8 protein-coding genes are annotated in these 17058 nt (G+C 71.7%); 4 read left to right on the top strand and 4 right to left on the bottom strand.

Annotated features, from left to right (window positions below):
* Positions 1-25: 25 nt before the first annotated feature.
* Positions 26-1225 (bottom strand): M20 family metallopeptidase, encoded by a 1200-nt coding sequence (locus ACFV6V_RS24500; RefSeq protein ID WP_385568709.1) that lies wholly within the window; start codon positions 1223-1225, stop codon positions 26-28.
* A 119-nt stretch (positions 1226-1344) separates the two neighbouring features.
* On the opposite strand from ACFV6V_RS24500, the gene ACFV6V_RS24505 reads away from it, so the two are divergent.
* From ACFV6V_RS24505 to ACFV6V_RS24515, 3 genes are read left to right on the top strand one after another with little or no spacing between them, the layout of a single operon-like run.
* Positions 1345-3861, top strand: a complete 2517-nt coding sequence (locus ACFV6V_RS24505; RefSeq protein WP_385568712.1) for a hypothetical protein — start codon at positions 1345-1347, stop codon at positions 3859-3861.
* Positions 3858-4715 carry a class I SAM-dependent methyltransferase gene (locus ACFV6V_RS24510; protein ID WP_385568714.1) on the top strand — a complete coding sequence of 286 codons (858 nt, stop codon included), beginning with the start codon at positions 3858-3860 and terminating at the stop codon, positions 4713-4715. Before ACFV6V_RS24505 ends, ACFV6V_RS24510 begins: the two co-directional genes overlap by 4 nt.
* Before the next feature lie 57 nt (positions 4716-4772).
* On the top strand, positions 4773-11975 hold the full coding sequence (locus tag ACFV6V_RS24515) for a thioester reductase domain-containing protein (RefSeq protein WP_385568716.1): 7203 nt from the start codon (positions 4773-4775) through the stop codon (positions 11973-11975).
* Between the two features lie 81 nt (positions 11976-12056).
* Here the strand turns inward: ACFV6V_RS24515 and ACFV6V_RS24520 are convergent, their stop codons facing one another.
* A complete protein-coding gene (locus ACFV6V_RS24520) occupies positions 12057-13532 on the bottom strand; it encodes an MFS transporter (protein WP_385568719.1) in 1476 nt (491 codons plus the stop codon).
* Positions 13533-13618: 86 nt separating this feature from the next.
* Between ACFV6V_RS24520 and ACFV6V_RS24525 the strand changes: the two genes are divergently transcribed.
* Complete coding sequence (locus ACFV6V_RS24525; RefSeq protein WP_385568721.1) at positions 13619-14218, top strand: TetR/AcrR family transcriptional regulator; 600 nt, start codon at positions 13619-13621, stop codon at positions 14216-14218.
* A gap of 350 nt (positions 14219-14568) precedes the next feature.
* Here the strand turns inward: ACFV6V_RS24525 and ACFV6V_RS24530 are convergent, their stop codons facing one another.
* A complete protein-coding gene (locus ACFV6V_RS24530) occupies positions 14569-15072 on the bottom strand; it encodes an NUDIX domain-containing protein (protein ID WP_385568724.1) in 504 nt (167 codons plus the stop codon).
* 36 nt (positions 15073-15108) lie between these two features.
* Complete coding sequence (lnt, locus tag ACFV6V_RS24535) at positions 15109-16710, bottom strand: apolipoprotein N-acyltransferase (RefSeq protein ID WP_385568727.1); 1602 nt, start codon at positions 16708-16710, stop codon at positions 15109-15111.
* Positions 16711-17058 lie beyond the last annotated feature (348 nt).

Genomic DNA, 17058 nt, shown 5'->3' on the forward strand with positions numbered 1-17058 from the left:
GCCGGGCGGGTCCGGGCGGGGGCCGTCAGCCGGACGCGCGGTCTTCGGCACGGCGCGCCCGGTGGGCCGCCAGCAGGCGCTCCCGGGTCCGGTCGTCCTCGGCGGCCTGCGCCGCGGTCCAGGCGAGCGCCACGGCTCCCTGGAGCAGCGCCCGGTCGGCGGCCGGGGTCGCGCATGCCTCGGCGAACTCCGGCTGGTGGTTGACCGCGCCGCCGCTGTCGATGCCGATGCTCGGGTGGACGCTGGGCAGGGCCCGGCTCACATTGCCCATGTCGGTGCTGCCGGTGGGCATCGAGCGCTCCTCGTCCGGGGAGACCAGGGGGCGGCCCAGCTCGGTGGCCGCGGCCCGGTATGCCTCCACCAGGAAGGGATCGTGGGCCAGTTCGGCGTACGCGGGGGTGGACAGGACCTCGTGTGTGCAGCCCGTGGCGACGGCTCCGGCCTCGAAGCAGGCCTTGATGCGTGCTTCGAGGCGTTCCAGGGACTCCATGTCGGCGGCTCGGAGGTTGTAGAGGGCGCTGGTGTGCGCGGGCACCACGTTGGGCACCTCGCCGCCCCGGGTGACGATGCCGTGCACCTGCTGCCTGGGCTCGAAGTGCTGGCGGCCCACGCCCACGGCGACCTCGGCCACGGTCAGCGCGTCGGCGGCGTTGACACCGAGGTGGGGGGCGAGCGCGGAGTGCGACTCCCGTCCGGTGTAGCGGACTTCGAGCTCGACCAGTGCGAGGGGGCGGGGAGCGCAGTTGTCCTCGGGAGCCGGGTGGACGAGCATCGCCATGGACACCTCGTCGAAGACCCCGGCCTCCAGCATCGTGATCTTGCCGCCGCCCTCCTCCTCGGCCGGTGTGCCCAGCACCATGACCGTGATGCCGAGTTCGTCGGCCACGTCCCTCAGCGCCAGGGCGGCGCCCACCGACGAGGCGGCGATGATGTTGTGTCCGCAGGCGTGGCCGAGCCCCGGCAGGGCGTCGTACTCGGCGCAGAGGCCGACGGTGAGCGGGCCACTGCCGTAGCGGGCGGTGAACGCGGTCTCCAGCCCCCCGGCGCCGGGCTCGACCTCGAATCCCTCGTCCCGCAGCAGCCCGCTCACCTTGGCCGCACTGCGGTGCTCCTGGAATGCGGTCTCCGGCTCGGCGTGAATACTCCTCGACAGGGCGATCAGCTTTTGCTCGGCGCGGTCGACGCTTTCGCGGCAACGGCGCATGGTCCGAGACGAGATCCGCATTTCTTCTTTCCCCTCCGGATTACCTGGCCCGTCGGCGACTGGTTGGCCGAACATTGCCTGGGCCTTTTCCTTCCTACCGGAGCCGCGGACGAAAAGCGAGACCAGTCTGGAGAATTGACATGGCATCACTGACGTGGAACGTGCGTGCGGGAAACGGGGAACTCTCCGTCGAGACGATGCCGTGGTCGCTGCTGCGGGCGACGGGCTTCCCGGCCGGCCTCCTGGACGGGATCGCCTCCGAGGGGCTGCTCACCACCGCTGCCAAAGTGCTGGCGGCCGAGGACGCCATCGCCGGCGAGCGGGCGTCGTTCCTGGACGAGTTGTGGCCGAAGCTGCGTGAGGCCGTGCGCACCGTCGAACCGCGCCAGCGGTCCCTGCGGGCCCTCCAGAGCTGCCGCCGGCTGGTCCAGGAAGGTACACCGCTGGACGAGCGGTGCGAGTCGGTCCTCACGGCGACCGGGGCACCGCACTGGGCCTCCCGCTGGAACGCCCTGATCGCCACGTTCGACGAGCGGTCGGCGACGGCCCGTGAGGAGCTGGAGGCGGCACTGCTGCGAGCCCGGCTGCGCACCGCGGAGGCGGCGGGCCAGGATGACGTCGGGCACGCCGTGTTCGTGTCGAATCCGTCGTTCCACCACACGGCGCTGCAGACAGCCCCGCTGGCCCATCCGGGCTGGGCCGAGGCGCAAGACGGGGACGGCGCGCTGCCGCGTGCCCTGCGGCGCCGGGTCGACACCCTGCACCGCTATCTGCGCCGCTTCGCCACCAAGTGCGAGACGGTCTCGTTCTTCGGCCCGGTGCTGTTCGGTCGGCTGCTTCCGGGCCAGGAGGACGCCCTGCTGGTCGGCGCGCCCGGCCGGGAGGGGGTCGTGGTGGAGGCGAGTGCCTGGCTCGTTGAGGAGCTTCGGACGCAGGCCGCCGGAGAGGTGCCGCTGGCGCTTCAGCACGTGTGGCCCAGTCCCCTGTTCCACCGCCCGGATCCGTCCCCGGTGCTGGAACGGGCCACCGACGGCCGCAGGTTCAAGGTCGCGGCTCCCGCCCTGGCTCTGTGGAGTGCCGCCGCGGCGGCACCTGGGAGTCGTCTGGACGCGCTCGTCGCGGCGGCCGGTGCGGTTTCCCCCGCACAGGGGACAGGGACGGACGACGCCTACGCGGCCAGGCTGGTGAAGGCACTCGGACCGGCGCTGATCGTCTCTCCCTGGCGCCTCCCGGCGACCGAACTGCATGCGCTGACCAGGCTGGCGGCCGAGCACCCCACGGCCTCGGTCGTGGAACTCGCGCGGGCCCGCGACACGTATGCGGAGGCGGCATGGCCGGAGCGGGCCGGCCATCTCCTGGCCGCGCGGGCGGCACGTGCTCAGGACGGCGGGCAGGTGTCGCGCGACAGCGGCAGGCACTACGCCGACCGCGAGCTGTTCCACGAGGACAGGTCCAGTCCGCTGAGCGAGCGGGTCGGCTTCGGGGCGCCGGTCGTGGACCGGATCCGGCAGGTCACGGAGGCGGTGTTCCCGCTCGCGTTCCTCGCGGCGCTCCTGGCAAGGGAGGACGCCCGCGACGCCTTGCGTGACGAACTCAGCGGCTCCCCGGCGCCGCTGGCCGCGCTGGCCGTACGGGAGATCCCCGCCCGCTCGCTGCGGCGTGACCGCCTGGACTCGGCGCTGCGCGGTCTGGTCGTGCGGGCAGTCGAGCGGGCGGGTGCGGACGGCGGCCCTCCGCCTGTCGTCGAACTGAGCCGGAGCGAGCTCGATGAGGCGCTGGCGCCGCTGTGGGACGCCGTGTCCTACGGTCCGCAGGACGCGTGCCTCCCGAGTCCGGACCTGATGGCGGCGGGCCCCGATCCGGCCACGGCCACCTGGGTGCTCTCGGAGCTGCACGACGATTGCAGCTCCATCTTCGGAGGTCTGGAACGGCCGCTGCACAGCGACCCGGACGGGCTGTGGGACGGGTTCAGCGAGCGGGTGGCGCGGGCCGTGCCTGCCGGGACCGCCGCGACCATCGTCTCGCGCCGGCGCAGCGCGCATGTGACACCCGAGCTTCCCGGTGTCTCCATCGAGTTGAGCGGCCTTTCGGGCAAGGACCGTGCCGATGTGGTGCCGATCGCCGATGCCGTCGTCCCCGCCTCGGCGGACTCGGTGCTGGTCGGCGGGCAGCGGCGGCTGCTGTACCCGGGCGACCTGTCGTCCACGCTGCACCGCGCGTTGTCCAGGCCCGCGCTGGTGCCGGTGCTGGTCGACCTCGGCGCCCACACCCCCAGGATCGTGCTGGACGGTGTCGTGCTTCAGCGTGCCCGCTGGCGCCTGGCCGTTCCGGGACGGACCGGGGACACCGTCACCCAATGGCTGGCCGTGCAGCGGCTGCGGGCCGCTCACGGAATTCCACGCCATGTGTATGTGAAGCATCCGGCCGAACCAAAGCCACTGTACGTCGATTTCGCCGATCCGCTGTCGGTGCTCGATATCGCACGGCTTCCGGAAGGGGAAGTCGTCGTGTCCGAAATGCTGCCCACCCCGGATCAATTGTGGTGGCGCGTCGAGGACAAGCCGCATTGCGCCGAATTCCGTCTCGGCTGCATCGTGCGGCCGACGACATCCGACCATCCGCTGACTCAGGAAGAGCAGGAAGAGAGCACGCCATGACCGAGGACATCCGCATCACCTCCCTGGTGAGGGACGCCTACGACAAGTCCGCCGAGCAGTACGAGTCCGCAGGTCAGATGATCTTCCATCCGCTGGGGAAGATGGTCGCCGACCTGCTGGAGCTCTCACCGGGAGAGCGGGTGCTCGACATCGGCTGCGGGCGCGGCGCCTGCCTGTTCCCCATCGCCCACCAGGTCGGCCCGGACGGCTTCGTGCTCGGTATCGACCAGGCGCAGGGCATGGTCGACGCCTGCACGGCGGACATCGCCGCCCGCGGGGTCTCGGGCTGGGCCCGTGCCGAGCTGGGCAACGCCCAGGACTTCGCCTTCGCCGAGCCCTTCGACGCGGCGAGCGCCGGCATGGTGCTGTTCCTGCTGCCCGAGGCGGAGAAGGCACTGTCCAGCGCTGTCGCGGCGCTGCGCCCCGGTGGCCGCTTCGCCGCGACCACCTTCCCCACCGAGAACGGCGGGCTGGCCGCGGGCTGGGAGTCGGCCGAGATCCTCGCGGGAGTGCTGGCCAAGTACCTCCCTGAAGGCGTGGACGACCCCTGGCAGGTGGTCCTGGGTCTCGGCGGTCCGCTGGTCAGCGAGGAGTCCACGGCCGCGGCCTTCCTCGACGCCGGATTCCGCGATGTGCGGATTCGCCACGTCCCGGCCGACTCCCGCTTCGACACCATCGACGACTACCTGGCCTGGACCAGGACCGTGACCACCCGCATGCAGTGGGACCTGGTGCCCCCGGAGCGGGTTGCCGAGGCCACCGACGAGGCGCGCGAAGCGCTGCGGGTGCTCGCGGGCCCCGACGGTTCCCTGGAGTTCTCCTGCCCGACCAGGACCGTGCTGGCCGTCCGCTGACGGCACGGCCGCAACCGCCCACCAAGCACTGAGCACAGAGCCGAGAGGTGCGATGACATGGCTCCTGACACGACCCCTTCGCTGATCCGCCCACTGTCCGAACTGCTGGGCGGACATGCCGCCCGGATCGGGGACAAGGTGGCCTTCGCCGACGGCAGGCGCGCCGTCGGCTACCGGGAACTGGATCTGCGGACCTCTCGGCTCGCCGGGCGGCTGGCCTCCCTGGGGCTGGAGAGGGGCGGCCGGGCGGCCGTCCTGATGGGCAACAGCGTCGAGATGGTGGAGAGCTGTCTCGCCGTCATACGGGCGGGCGGCATCACCGTGCCGCTCAATCCGCAGGCGTCCGATGCCGAACTGGCCCACTTCCTCAGGGATTCCGGGGCATCGGTGGTGCTGTGCGACCCGGCGCGGCTCGACGTACTGCTGCGGGCGGTGTCCGCGTCCGGCGTCGCCGGGCCGGCGATCGTCCTCACCGGCGATGCCCACGCGCCGGAGCTCGCGCCCCCCGGCATCACCGCGTACGAGAAACTCGTCGGGGCCGAACCCGAAAGTCCGGCGCCCGAGGAGAGTCCGCTCGACGCCCCGGCGTGGATGCTCTACACCTCGGGCACCACCGGCCGGCCCAAGGGCGTGCTGTACTCCCTGCGCAGCTCGCTGTGGCTGGTGGAGGCCTGCCATGTGGGTGTGCTCGGGATGTCGGAGGACGACCGGCTGCTGTGGCCGATGCCCCTGTTCCACGGCCTGGGCCAGAACCTGTGTGTCATGGGGGTCGCGGCGGTGGGCGCCAGTGCCCGGCTCATGAGTGGTTTCGCCCCTTCCGAGGTCCTGGACTCGCTGCGCGACGAAGGTGTGACCTTCCTCGCCGGGGTACCGACGACGTACCACTATCTGCTGGACCGTGCGCGTGAGGACGGCACCGGACTTCCCTCGCTCCGGCTGGGGTTCGTCGCCGGGTCGGCCAGCGGCGCGGCCCTGGGCAGCCGCTTCGAGGAGGCATTCGGCGTTCCGCTCGTGGACCAGTACGGATCGACCGAGACGGGTGCGATCACCTCGAACCGGCCGACCGGTGACCGGGTCGCGGGATCGGCCGGGCTCCCCGTACCGGGGGTGGACATCCGTCTGGTGCACAGCGGGTCCGGGGCCGATGTGCCCGTCGGCGAGGAGGGCGAGGTCTGGGTCAGCGGGCCCAGCCTGATGCTGGGCTACCACGGTCAGCCCGGTGCCACGGCGGAGGTGCTGCGGGACGGCTGGTACCGCACGGGCGATCTCGCGCGCCGGGACGCCCTCGGGCATGTGACCCTGACCGGACGGCTCAGGGAACTGATCATCCGGGGTGGCGAGAACATCCACCCCGTGGAGATCGAGGACGTGGTACGCACGGCGGCTGGCGTGTCCGACGCGGCTGTGGGCGGGGAGCACCACGAGGTGCTCGGCGAGGTGCCCGTCGCCTATGTGGTGCCGGGGCCCGAAGGCGTGGACGTGCAGGCGCTGTTCCAGCACTGCCGTGCGCGTCTGTCCTTCTTCAAGGTGCCGGAGAAGGTGTACGCCGTGGAACACGTGCCCCGGACCGCGTCGGGGAAGATCACCCGCCATCTGCTGGCGGAGTCGGACCCCCGGCTGCTCGGTGTGGCCACCGGTGGCGCATCCGGCCCGGAGTCCGGTCGCGAAGGCGATCGGGGCGAGTGGGCGCAGCGGCTCGCGCCCATGACGGGGCCCGAGCGCACCCGGACCGTCCTGGAGCTGGTGCGTGCCGAGGTGGCTCGGTCGCTCGGCGTGGACGGACCCGAACAGGTGGTGCCCGCACGGCCGTTCGTCGATCTCGGTCTCGGCTCGCTGGCCGTCGTGGCGGTCGGGCAACGGCTGTGCGCGTTGCTCGGGCTGCGGCTTCCGCCGACCGCGGTGTTCGACCACCCGACGCCCGCGGCGTTCACCGGCCGGCTGGTCGGAGAACTGACAGGGACACCGGGCACCCACTCCCCCACCGGACCGCTCACGGCGGAGCATTCGCACGCCACGGGGAGCGGCGCGGGCGACGGAACGCGCTCTGCGGATGACGAGCCGATCGCCATCATCGGTATGGCCTGCCGCTTCCCGGGCGGGGTCGAGTCGCCCGAGCAGCTGTGGGAGCTCATCGCCGAAGGCCGGGACGCCACATCGGACTTCCCCGCCGACCGGGGCTGGCCACTGGACACCCTGTTCGACCCGGACCCCGACCACCACGGCACCAGCTACGTCTCGCGCGGCGGGTTCCTGACCGACCCGTCGGCGTTCGACGCCGGGTTCTTCGGCATCGCCCCCCGTGAGGCGACCGCGGTGGATCCCCAGCAGCGACTGCTGCTGGAGATCGCGTGGGAGGTCTTCGAGCGGGCGGGCATCGATCCGACCGGGCTCGCGGGCTCGGAGACCGGAGTCTTCGTCGGCACCAAGGGCCAGACGTACAGCACCCTCGCGGCGCCCGCGTCCGAGTACGAGGGCTATCTCGGCTTTGCCACGTCGGGCAGTGTGATGTCGGGGCGGGTGGCCTACACCCTGGGCCTCCACGGCCCCGCCGTCACCGTGGACACGGCCTGCTCCGCATCCCTGGTGGCCCTCCATCTGGCCTGCGCATCCCTGCGCTCCGGCGAGTCGCGGCTCGCGCTCACCGGCGGTGTCACGGTGATGGCGACCCCGGACGACATGATCACCTTCAGCAGGCAGCGCGGTCTGGCTCCGGACGGCCGGGTGAAGGCCTTCGCCGACGCGGCCGACGGCACCTCCTTCGGCGAAGGAGCGGGCGTACTGCTGCTCGAGAGGCTCTCGGACGCGCGCCGGGCGGGCCACCAGGTGCTCGCCGTGATCCGGGGCAGCGCGGTGAATCAGGACGGCGCGTCCAACGGGCTCACCGCGCCCAACGGCCAGGCACAACAACGGGTGATCCGACGGGCCCTCGCCAACGCCCGGGTGGCCGCGCACGAGGTCGACCTCGTCGAGGCCCATGGCACGGGGACCACCCTCGGCGACCCGATCGAGGCTGAGGCGATCCTCGCCACCTACGGGCAGGGCCGGGAACCGGAGCGGCCCCTGTGGCTGGGGTCGGTCAAGTCCAACATCGCGCACACCCAGGCCGCCGCGGGCGTCGCCGGTGTGATCAAGCTGGTGCAGGCGATGCGGCACGCCGTGCTCCCCGCGACGCTGAACGTCGACCGGCCGTCGGCACACGTCGGCTGGTCGTCGGGAGAGGTACGGCTGCTCACCGAGGCACGGCCGTGGACGGCCGCCGACGGACGGCCCCGGCGCGCCGGTGTGTCCTCCTTCGCCATCAGCGGCACCAACGCCCATGTCGTCCTGGAGGAGGCACCCCGCTCCCCCGCTGCCGAAGAGACCCCGGTGCGGCCACTGACCGCCGTGCCGTGGCTGCTTTCCGCGAAGTCCCCCGCCGCGCTGCGCGAGCAGGCCCGCCGCCTGGAGTCCTTCCTGCGGGCGACGCCCGGTTGCGAACCCGTGGACGTGGGACGGATGCTGGCCCAGTCCCGTGCCGGTCTTGAGCACCGCGCCGCCGTGGTCGCGGACAGCGCGGCCGGTGGGGACGGGACACGGGGGCTGCTGCGCGGCCTCGGCGCGCTCGCGGAGGATGAGCCCGCGGCCGGACTGACGACGGGACTCGCCGGGCCCGCCCGTACCACGGCCTTCCTCTTCACGGGGCAGGGTTCCCAGTGGGCGGGCATGGCCCGTGAACTGTACGAGGCGTTCCCGGTGTTCGCCGCTGCACTGGACGCGGCGTGCGAGCATCTGGCCCCGGAGGTACGGCAGTTGCTGCTGGCCTCGGATGACGCCGAGGACGACGGGCGTATCCATCGCACCGGCTTTGCCCAACCGGCCCTGTTCGCGCTGGAGGTGGCGCAGTTCGCGCTGCTGCGGTCCTGGGGAGTGCGGCCCGACGCGCTCGCCGGTCACTCCATCGGCGAACTCGCCGCGGCCCATGTGGCCGGGGTGTTCTCGCTGCCCGACGCGGCCAGGCTGGTCACCGCTCGCGGCGCGCTGATGCAGGCGCTGCCCGATGGCGGTGCCATGTTTGCCCTGGAGGCCACCGAGGAGGAGGTACTGCCGCTCCTCGTAGGCCGGGAGTCCCGGGCGGGGATCGCCGCGGTGAACGCGCCCCGGTCGGTCGTCGTCTCAGGCGACGAGGACGCCGCGTCGGAGGTGGCCCGGACCCTGGCCGGACAGGGACGCAGAACCAAACGCCTGACGGTCAGTCACGCCTTTCACTCGCCCCGTATGGACGCGGTGCTGGAGGAGTTCGCGGCCGTCGCCCGCACGGTCGCCTACGGTGCGCCCGACATCCCGATCGTCTCCACGGCCACCGGCGACCTCGCCGGTGCCGAGCTGCTGACCCCCGGGTACTGGGTCGGACAGCTTCGCTCGGCCGTCCGGTTCGCAGCCGCGGTCCGGACGCTGCGGGACCGGGGCACCGACACCTTCGTCGAGCTGGGCCCCGACGGGGTGCTCACGGCTCTGGTGCGCCATGTCGTCGGCGACGGGTACGACCACCGTGCGCTGCCGGTGTCCCGGCGTGACCGGCCCGGCGCCGCGACCGCCGTGGGCGTCGCCGCCGCGCTCCACACCGTCGGTGTCCCGGTCGACTGGACGGCGTTCTTCGAGGGCACCGGCACCCGTCACATCACACTGCCGACCTATGCGTTCCAGCGCAGGCGCCACTGGCTGCCCACACCCGCCGCCCCCACCCTCGCACCGGCACACGTCCCGGAGCCGGTCGCCGACGTCCGTGAGGCGGCTCCCGCGGGACGGACCCTCAAGCCGGGCGAACGTCCGGAGGTCGCGGCGCGGCTGGCCGCCGCACTCGCCGGGATGGACGAGGAGAAGCAGCTCCTCCACATGATGGACCGGATTGCCGCCCGGGTCGCGGCAGTGCTCGGCCACGACGGCGCGGACGACATCGACCCCGATGTCCCGCTGCTGGATCTGGGGGTCGACTCGCTCATGGCCGTGGAGATGCGCAACCAGATCAGTGACTTCTGCGGAGTGAGTCTGCGTCCGACGCTCGTCTTCGAGCATCCGACCCTGGCAGTGCTCGCCGACCATCTGCTGGCGAAGGTGCTGGACGCGGTGTCCACCGCGCCGGGCACCGACGAGGACGCCGTGGACTTCGCCGCCGAGGTCGTGCTGGCGGCGGACATCACCCCCGCCGACGAGGTCATCCGGGTCGCGGACGACCCGCGGGAGGTGCTCCTCACCGGCGCGACCGGATTCCTCGGCGCATATCTGCTGCGCGATCTGCTGCGCACGACCCGTGCGACCGTGCACTGCCTGGTGCGCGGGGCCGACGAGGCGGACGCACAGGCGAGGCTGCGGAAGAACCTGGAGTGGTACGAGTTCTGGGACGACATCGACACGACCCGGTTGTCCGTGGTCGTCGGCGATCTCGCCCAGCCCCTGCTGGGGCTTGCCCCGGACCGCTTCGACGCCCTGTCCCGGAGCGTCGACGCCGTCTACCACGCCGCGGCGACCGTCAACGGTCTCTATCCATACTCGGCGTTGAGGGACGCGAACGTCACGGGCACCGCGGAGATCCTGCGGCTTGCCGCCCGGCACCGGACCGTGCCCGTCCACCATGTCTCGTCCACGGGTGTGTTCGCCGCGGAGGCGACCCCCGGAATGGCTCTGAAGGTGACCGATCCGCCCGGGCCGGCCGAGGCACTGTCCTCCGGCTACCGGCAGACGAAGCTGGTGGCCGAGCAGATCATCGGGCTCGCCAGGGAACGGGGGCTGCCGGTCTCCGTCTACCGGGTGGACGAGATCTCGGGCGACTCGGAGCGCGGCTTCTGCCAGACCCACGACTTCGTCTGGCTGAGCATGAAGGGCATCGTGCAGGCCGGCGCCGTACCGGCGGATCCCGCCGGCATCTTCCATCTGGTGCCGGTCGACCATGTCAGCGCGGCGATCCTGCGGCTGTCCCGCGACGAACGGGGGGCGGGCCGCAATCACCATCTCGCGAACGGGACGCATCTGCCGTTCTCCGAGATGACGGACTCCCTGCGGTCCCTCGGCTACCGTCTGGACGAACTGCGCTGGGAGGCCTGGGTCGAGCGCATCCGCTCCGACCGCGACAACGCGATGGTCCCGATGGTCGACGCCTTCGAGTCGACCATCTACAGCGGGCGCAACCACTATCTGTCCGTCGACACCTCTCAGACCCGGGAACTGCTGTCGGGCACCGGCATCGACTGCCCTCCCATGACGCGTGAACTCTTCGAGAAGTACGTGGGGTTCTTCGTCCGCGTCGGCTACTTCCCCGAACCGGGAAGCGGCGCCGAGAAGAACAGCACGGACCGCGCGGCGGGCGGCGAGGGTATCCGGGTCCGCGAGGCGGGGTGGCAGGACCTGCCGGCGATGGCGGGCATCTGCTTCGACGCCTTCAACACGCTGAACGCCTCGCTGGGCCTTGCGCCCGAGTGGTCCTCGGTGGACGCGGTGACGGAGATGTTCCGGGACCGGCTCGCTTCGCCCGGCTGCCTCGCCTTTGTGGCGGTCGACGGCACGGGAGCCGTGGTGGGCTCCAACTTCCTGGTGCTGGGCGAATCGGTGGCCGCCTTCGGCCCCCTGAGTGTCGCGCCCGGCGCCCAGGGCGGCGGAGTGGGACGCCTGCTGATGGACGAGGTGGTCGCGGCGGCCGCACAGCACGGCCGGGACTCCGTGCGTGCCGTGCAGGTGACCAACAACCTCGGCGCGTACCGGTTGTACTCCTCGCTCGGATTCGTACCGCACGAGCAGCTCTCCGTGGTCGCCGGGTACACACCGCCCACCCCCGCGAACCTGGCGGGCTTCACGGTGCGCCCGATGTCCGAGGACGATGTACCCGCGTGCCAGGAGCTCTACCGCACGGTCAACGGCCATACGCGGGACGGGGAGATCCACATGTCCGCCAAGCGGGCCTTCGGCTGGTCGCAGCCGTACGTCGTCGTGGACCGGTCGGCCGGTGCGATCGCCGGGTACACCACGGGCCTGTCCGACCTGGGGCATCTGACGGCGGTCTCGGAAGCCGCGGTGCGGGCCCTGTACACGGGCGCCGGCGAGCTGATGCGCAGGACGGCTCCCGACGGTCCCGCGCCCCGGCTGCGCATCCCGGGCCGTCTGATGCCCGAGACCCTGAGCTGGGCGTTCCGCACCCGGGGCATGGCCCTGGAACGGCTGGAGACGCTGGTCGTACGGGGCTCGTACACGGCGCCGGAGGCAGGGGTCTACTGCCCGGGGCTGTCCTACTGACGCACCGGCAGACGCACTGCACGGCACGGGCCCGGCCATGACGGCCGGGCCCGTGCCGTGTCTCCCGTATGTGCCCGTCCGTCAGATCGCCGCGACCGGCACGTCGTCCCGTACCGAACGGTCGATCTTGGGGACGGCCAGCAGGGTGATCACCACGCCCAGCAGGGCGAAGCCCGCTCCGACGGCGAAGGCCAGCCGGAAGCCCTCCGTCATCGCCTCGGCCACGGCCGGGCCGTCGGGCCGCTTGCCCTCCAGAAGTTCGCCGATTCGGGTGTTGGCGACGGATGACAGCACAGCGAGGCCGAGCGCACCGCCGATCTGCTGGGTGGTGTTGATGAGCCCAGAGGCGAGGCCCGACTCCTGGGGTGTCACACCGGAGACGGCGACGATGGTCACGGGTACGAACGAGAACCCGAGCCCCAGGGCCGCCACCACCGAGGGCAGCAGGACGTCCCCGGCGAACGTGCCGTTGGCGGGGATGCGGGTGAACAGCAGCAGGCCCACCGTGGTGAGCACCAGACCGGTGAGCAGGATGGGCCTGGGCCCGACCTTCGTCACCAGCTGCGAGGCCACACCGGCCGCGAGGATGCTCGCCATCGAGAAGGGCAGGTAGGACAGTCCGGCTTCGAGTGCGGAGAAGTCGAGCACCTGCTGGAGGTAGAGGGAGATGAAGAAGAACATCGACAGCAGCGCGGCGCCCACCAGCAGGGAGACCATGTTGGCGCTGGAGAGGTTGCGGTTGCGGAAGATCCGCAGCGGCATCACCGGGTGCTTCACGACACGCAGTTCGACCAGGGCGAAGACCAGCAGCAGCGCGGCGGCCAGCACCAGCAGTCCGATGGTCCTGGCCGAGCCCCAGCCCGCCCGCTCGGCGTCCACGAGCGCATAGACCAGCAGGCTGAGACCGCCGGTGACCAGTGCGGCACCGGCGAAGTCGATCCCGGTGCGTTCACGGCCGCGGCTCTCTCGGACGAGACGCGGGGTGAGGACGGCGGCGCCGACACAGATCGGCACGTTGACGAACATCACCCACTCCCAGCCGGCCCACTGGGTGAGCACGCCGCCGAGCAGCACACCGATGGCGCCGCCCGCTCCGGCGAGCGCGCCCCAGATACCGAGGGCCTTGTTGCGTTCGGCGCCTTCGGTGAAGGTCGTGGTGACGATGGACAGTGCGGCGGGCGCGATGATCGCGGCGCCGAGGCCCTGGCCGACACGGGCGGCGATCAGCCACCCCGCGCCAGGGGCGAGGCCACCGAGCAGCGACGCGACGGCGAACAGACCGAGTCCGGTCATGAACACCCGCCGCCGCCCGAGCAGATCGGCGGTCCGGCCGCCGAGCAGCAGGAAGCCGCCGAAGGCGAGTGCGTAGGCGTTGACGATCCACTGGACGTCGGAGTCACTGAAGTGCAGATCCCGCTGGATCGAGGGCAGTGCGACGTTCACGATCGAGGCGTCGAGCACCACTGTCAGCTGGGCGACGGCCAGCACGACCAGCGCCTTCCAGCGCAGCGGGTCCGGGGACGAAGGGGATAAGGCGGAAGCGGGAGGCGTGGCCATGGGAGGGATACGCTCCTGAGGGTAAGGTGGTAAACGGAATCGGACGTCCGATTCCGGATAGCGACGATACGGAGGCGCGGTTCCCCTTGTCAAACACCCCACCCCCTTCCAGCACGCCCACCGGCGGCAAACTGCGCTCCGACGCCGCCCGCAACCGGCTCAAGGTGCTCGACGCAGCACGGGCCGCCTTCTCCGAGTCCGGCCGGGACGCACAGATGGGCGACATCGCCCGCAGGGCCGGGGTGGGCGTCGGGACGGTGTACCGCCACTTCCCGACCAAGGAGTCACTGGCGGAGGCGATCGTGGAGCACCGCTTCCAGCAGACCCTCGACTTCCTCAGAAACGAGGTGCTCCCCGACCCCGACCCGTGGAACGGCCTGGCCAGGTCCCTGGAGTTCTGCGGAATCATGCAGGAACAGGACCGCGGTTACGCGGAGACGATCACGGCGATGGTCGGCGGGAGCACCTTCGACGCGAAGGCGATCGCCGAGCTCAACGAGCTGACCGACAAGGTGCTCAAACGGGCCCAGGCCGAGGGTTCGGTACGCGCGGACCTGACCGTGTCCGATGTGTCGCCGCTCTACATCGGCCTCTGCCATGTGGTGCAGGCCGGGGTCGCCGACTGGCGCCGTTACCTGGGCATCGTCCTCGACGGACTGCGCCCGCGGCTCGGGCACACCGCGTGAAACCGCTCGGACTTGCCGGTGCGTCCGTTGACGCACCGGCAAGTCCGGGCTCCGGTCGCGACGGCGTCACGTCGCCGTGGCCGCTGCCGCCGCGCGTCCGGCCTGGCGGCCGGAGAAGATGCAGCCTCCGAGGAGGCCTCTGGAGTCCACCATGGCCGCCTTTCGTCCAGGGGTGCCGACGCTGCGGGGCATGAGCAGGACGTGCCGGGCGGTGGGGCGTTGCTGGAGACTGGCTACTGGCCGGTGTTACTGACGGCAGCTCACGAGGATTGCGACCACCAGGCTGCCGGGCATCGAGCGACGAGCAGGATCCCCTCGTTGAACGGGGTGCGGATGCCGAGGTGTCCGGGTCAGGCGCCCGCGTGACCCCCGGCCCCCGGGACCGAGGGATCGAACCAGGTGGGACCGTCGGCCAGTGCCTGCTTGATCCGGAACACGGCGAAGTCCTCGAGCTCCGGGAGAGCGTCCACGGAGAACCACCCCACGTCGATCGACTCCTCGTCGTTGACCCTGGCGTCGCCGCCCACGGCCCGGCAGCGCAGGCAGATGTCCATGAACTGGCACCGGTCCCCGTTGGGGTAGGTGACGGGCCTGGGCATGGCCTGGACCAGCACGACCCGCTCCGCCACACAGCGCACCGCGGTCTCCTCGTACACCTCCCGGATCGCGGTCGCCGCGGGCTGCTCACCCGGCTCGGGGATGCCCCCGATGATCGACCACCCACCGGTGTCGGCACGTCTCCCCAGCAGGACCCGTCCGTCGTCGTCGAACACCACGGCGCTCACACCCGGCAGGAAGAGGAGCTGGGTGCCCGCACTGGCACGGATCCGGCTGATGAAGTCAGGGGTGCCCATGGGGTCGACCCTATGGGCAGCGGCTCGAGGCCGCCTTCAGGAGGTGCGGCGGCGCGCGTACCCCACCCAGCCGAGCGCCCCAGCCGCGAGCGCGGCGATCAGGCCCTCGGGGAGCGTACCCATGCGGGTGGCGGGGGTGAGCGAGGAGCGCAGCGGGACCTTCGCGACCAGGGCGTCCGGTGTGAACATCTCCGTCTGCTGCACGATCTTCCCGTCCGGGTTGATCACCGCGCTGACACCGCTCGTGACCGGGACGACGACGGCACGGCTGTGCTCGACCGCCCGCACCCGCGACATGGCGAGCTGCTGGTAGGTCATCTCGCTGCGGCCGAAGGTGGCGTTGTTGCTGGGTACCGAGATGAGCTGGGCGCGGTGGGTGACCGTGTCACGTACCGCCCAGTCGAAAGCGGCTTCGTAGCAGGTCGCGAGGCCCACCTTGGTACCGGCGAGGTCGAAGACCCCCACCTTGGTACCGGGTCCGAAGTCACGGCTGACACGGTCGACGTCGGCGCTGAAGAGGCGGACGAAGGAGCGCATCGGGATGTACTCGCCGAACGGCTGCACATGCCGCTTGTCGTAGGTGTCGACGGGGCCGCGCTCGGGATCCCATTCGATCAGGGTGTTGCGGAGCTTGCCCGTGTCCGGGGTGAGCACGGCGCCGATCACCGTGGGCGCACCGATCCGCCGCACGGCCCGGTCGATCACCAGGCGCGCATCGCCGTTGCGGTACGGATCAAGGTCGGAGGAGTTCTCGGGCCAGAGCACGAAGTCGGGCTTGGCCACCTTGCCCGCGGCGACATCGGCGGCGAGCTGCTCGGTACGGCGGGCGTGGTTGTCCAGGACCGCTCGGCGCTGGGAATTGAAGTCAAGTCCGAGGCGGGGCACGTTGCCCTGGACCGCAGCGACGGTCGCGGTGCCGTCCTCGGGCGAGTCATCGACAAGAGGCAGTGCGGCGAACGCCCCGGAGACGGGGACGAGCACGCTGAGCGCGGCGGCGGCCAGCGGTCCGCGCCCCAGCTCTCCGGTCCGCCGGTAGCGACGGACCTGACGCACCAGCTCGTAGAGACCGAAACCGCACAGCGCCACCGCGAAGCCCAGGACCGGGGTGCCGCCCACTGCCGCGAGCGGCAGGAACAGCCCCTCGGCCTGCCCGAAGGCGATCTTGCCCCAGGGGAAGCCGCCGAACGGCACCCGGGCGCGTACCCCCTCACCGACCACCCAGACCGCGGCGCCCCACACCGGCCACCACGGCAGCCGGGAGACCGCGGCGATGCCCACGCCGGTCAGGGCGATGAAGAGCGCTTCGACGGCCGAGAGCGCGACCCAGGGCAGCGCCCCCACCTCCTCGCCCGTCCAGACCAGGAGGGGAAGCAGGAAGCCCAGGCCCGCGAGGTATCCGAGACCGAGCGCCGCGCGCGGACGACGGCCGTACAGACACCAGGCGAGCACTGCGAAGCCCGCCGGGGCCAGCCACCACAGCGGCCGGGGCGGAAAACTCAGGAACAGCAGCACGCCGGAGAGCACGGCTGCCCCCGGCCTGGTGAACCGGCTCAGCAACCGGTGAACCCGCCCTGCGGATGCGGATGAGGGTTCGGGCCCCTGCGGCTCGGTGTCGACGGATGTCATGGTGGCGCTCACGCCCCGGAGTCTACGGGCACGCCCACGCCCGCCCGGTCGTCCCGCACGCCCCGTCGGCCACTCAACGGCGCTGGAAAAGCACCGGAACCCAGCCCCGCCCGGGACCCCCGACGCGGCCCGGCCCCCCGGTCAGGGGGCCGTAGCCGTCATCGCGGGCCGGAGAAGATCGTCGGCAGGGCCAAGGCCGCGTGTGATAAGTCCCGCCTGGATCGCGACGCCTGGCACGCACACGCGCTGCGTTGTCGAACCGTCCACGTACCCCCAGGACGAGGACGACCTCCCCCTGCCTCCGGCGGGGGAACCCCCACCGCCTTGCGATGGCACGCACCGGACGCCGCGGGCCCCGCC

It is taken from the genome of Streptomyces sp. NPDC059828 (assembly GCF_042731955.1).
GTDB lineage: Bacteria > Actinomycetota > Actinomycetes > Streptomycetales > Streptomycetaceae > Streptomyces.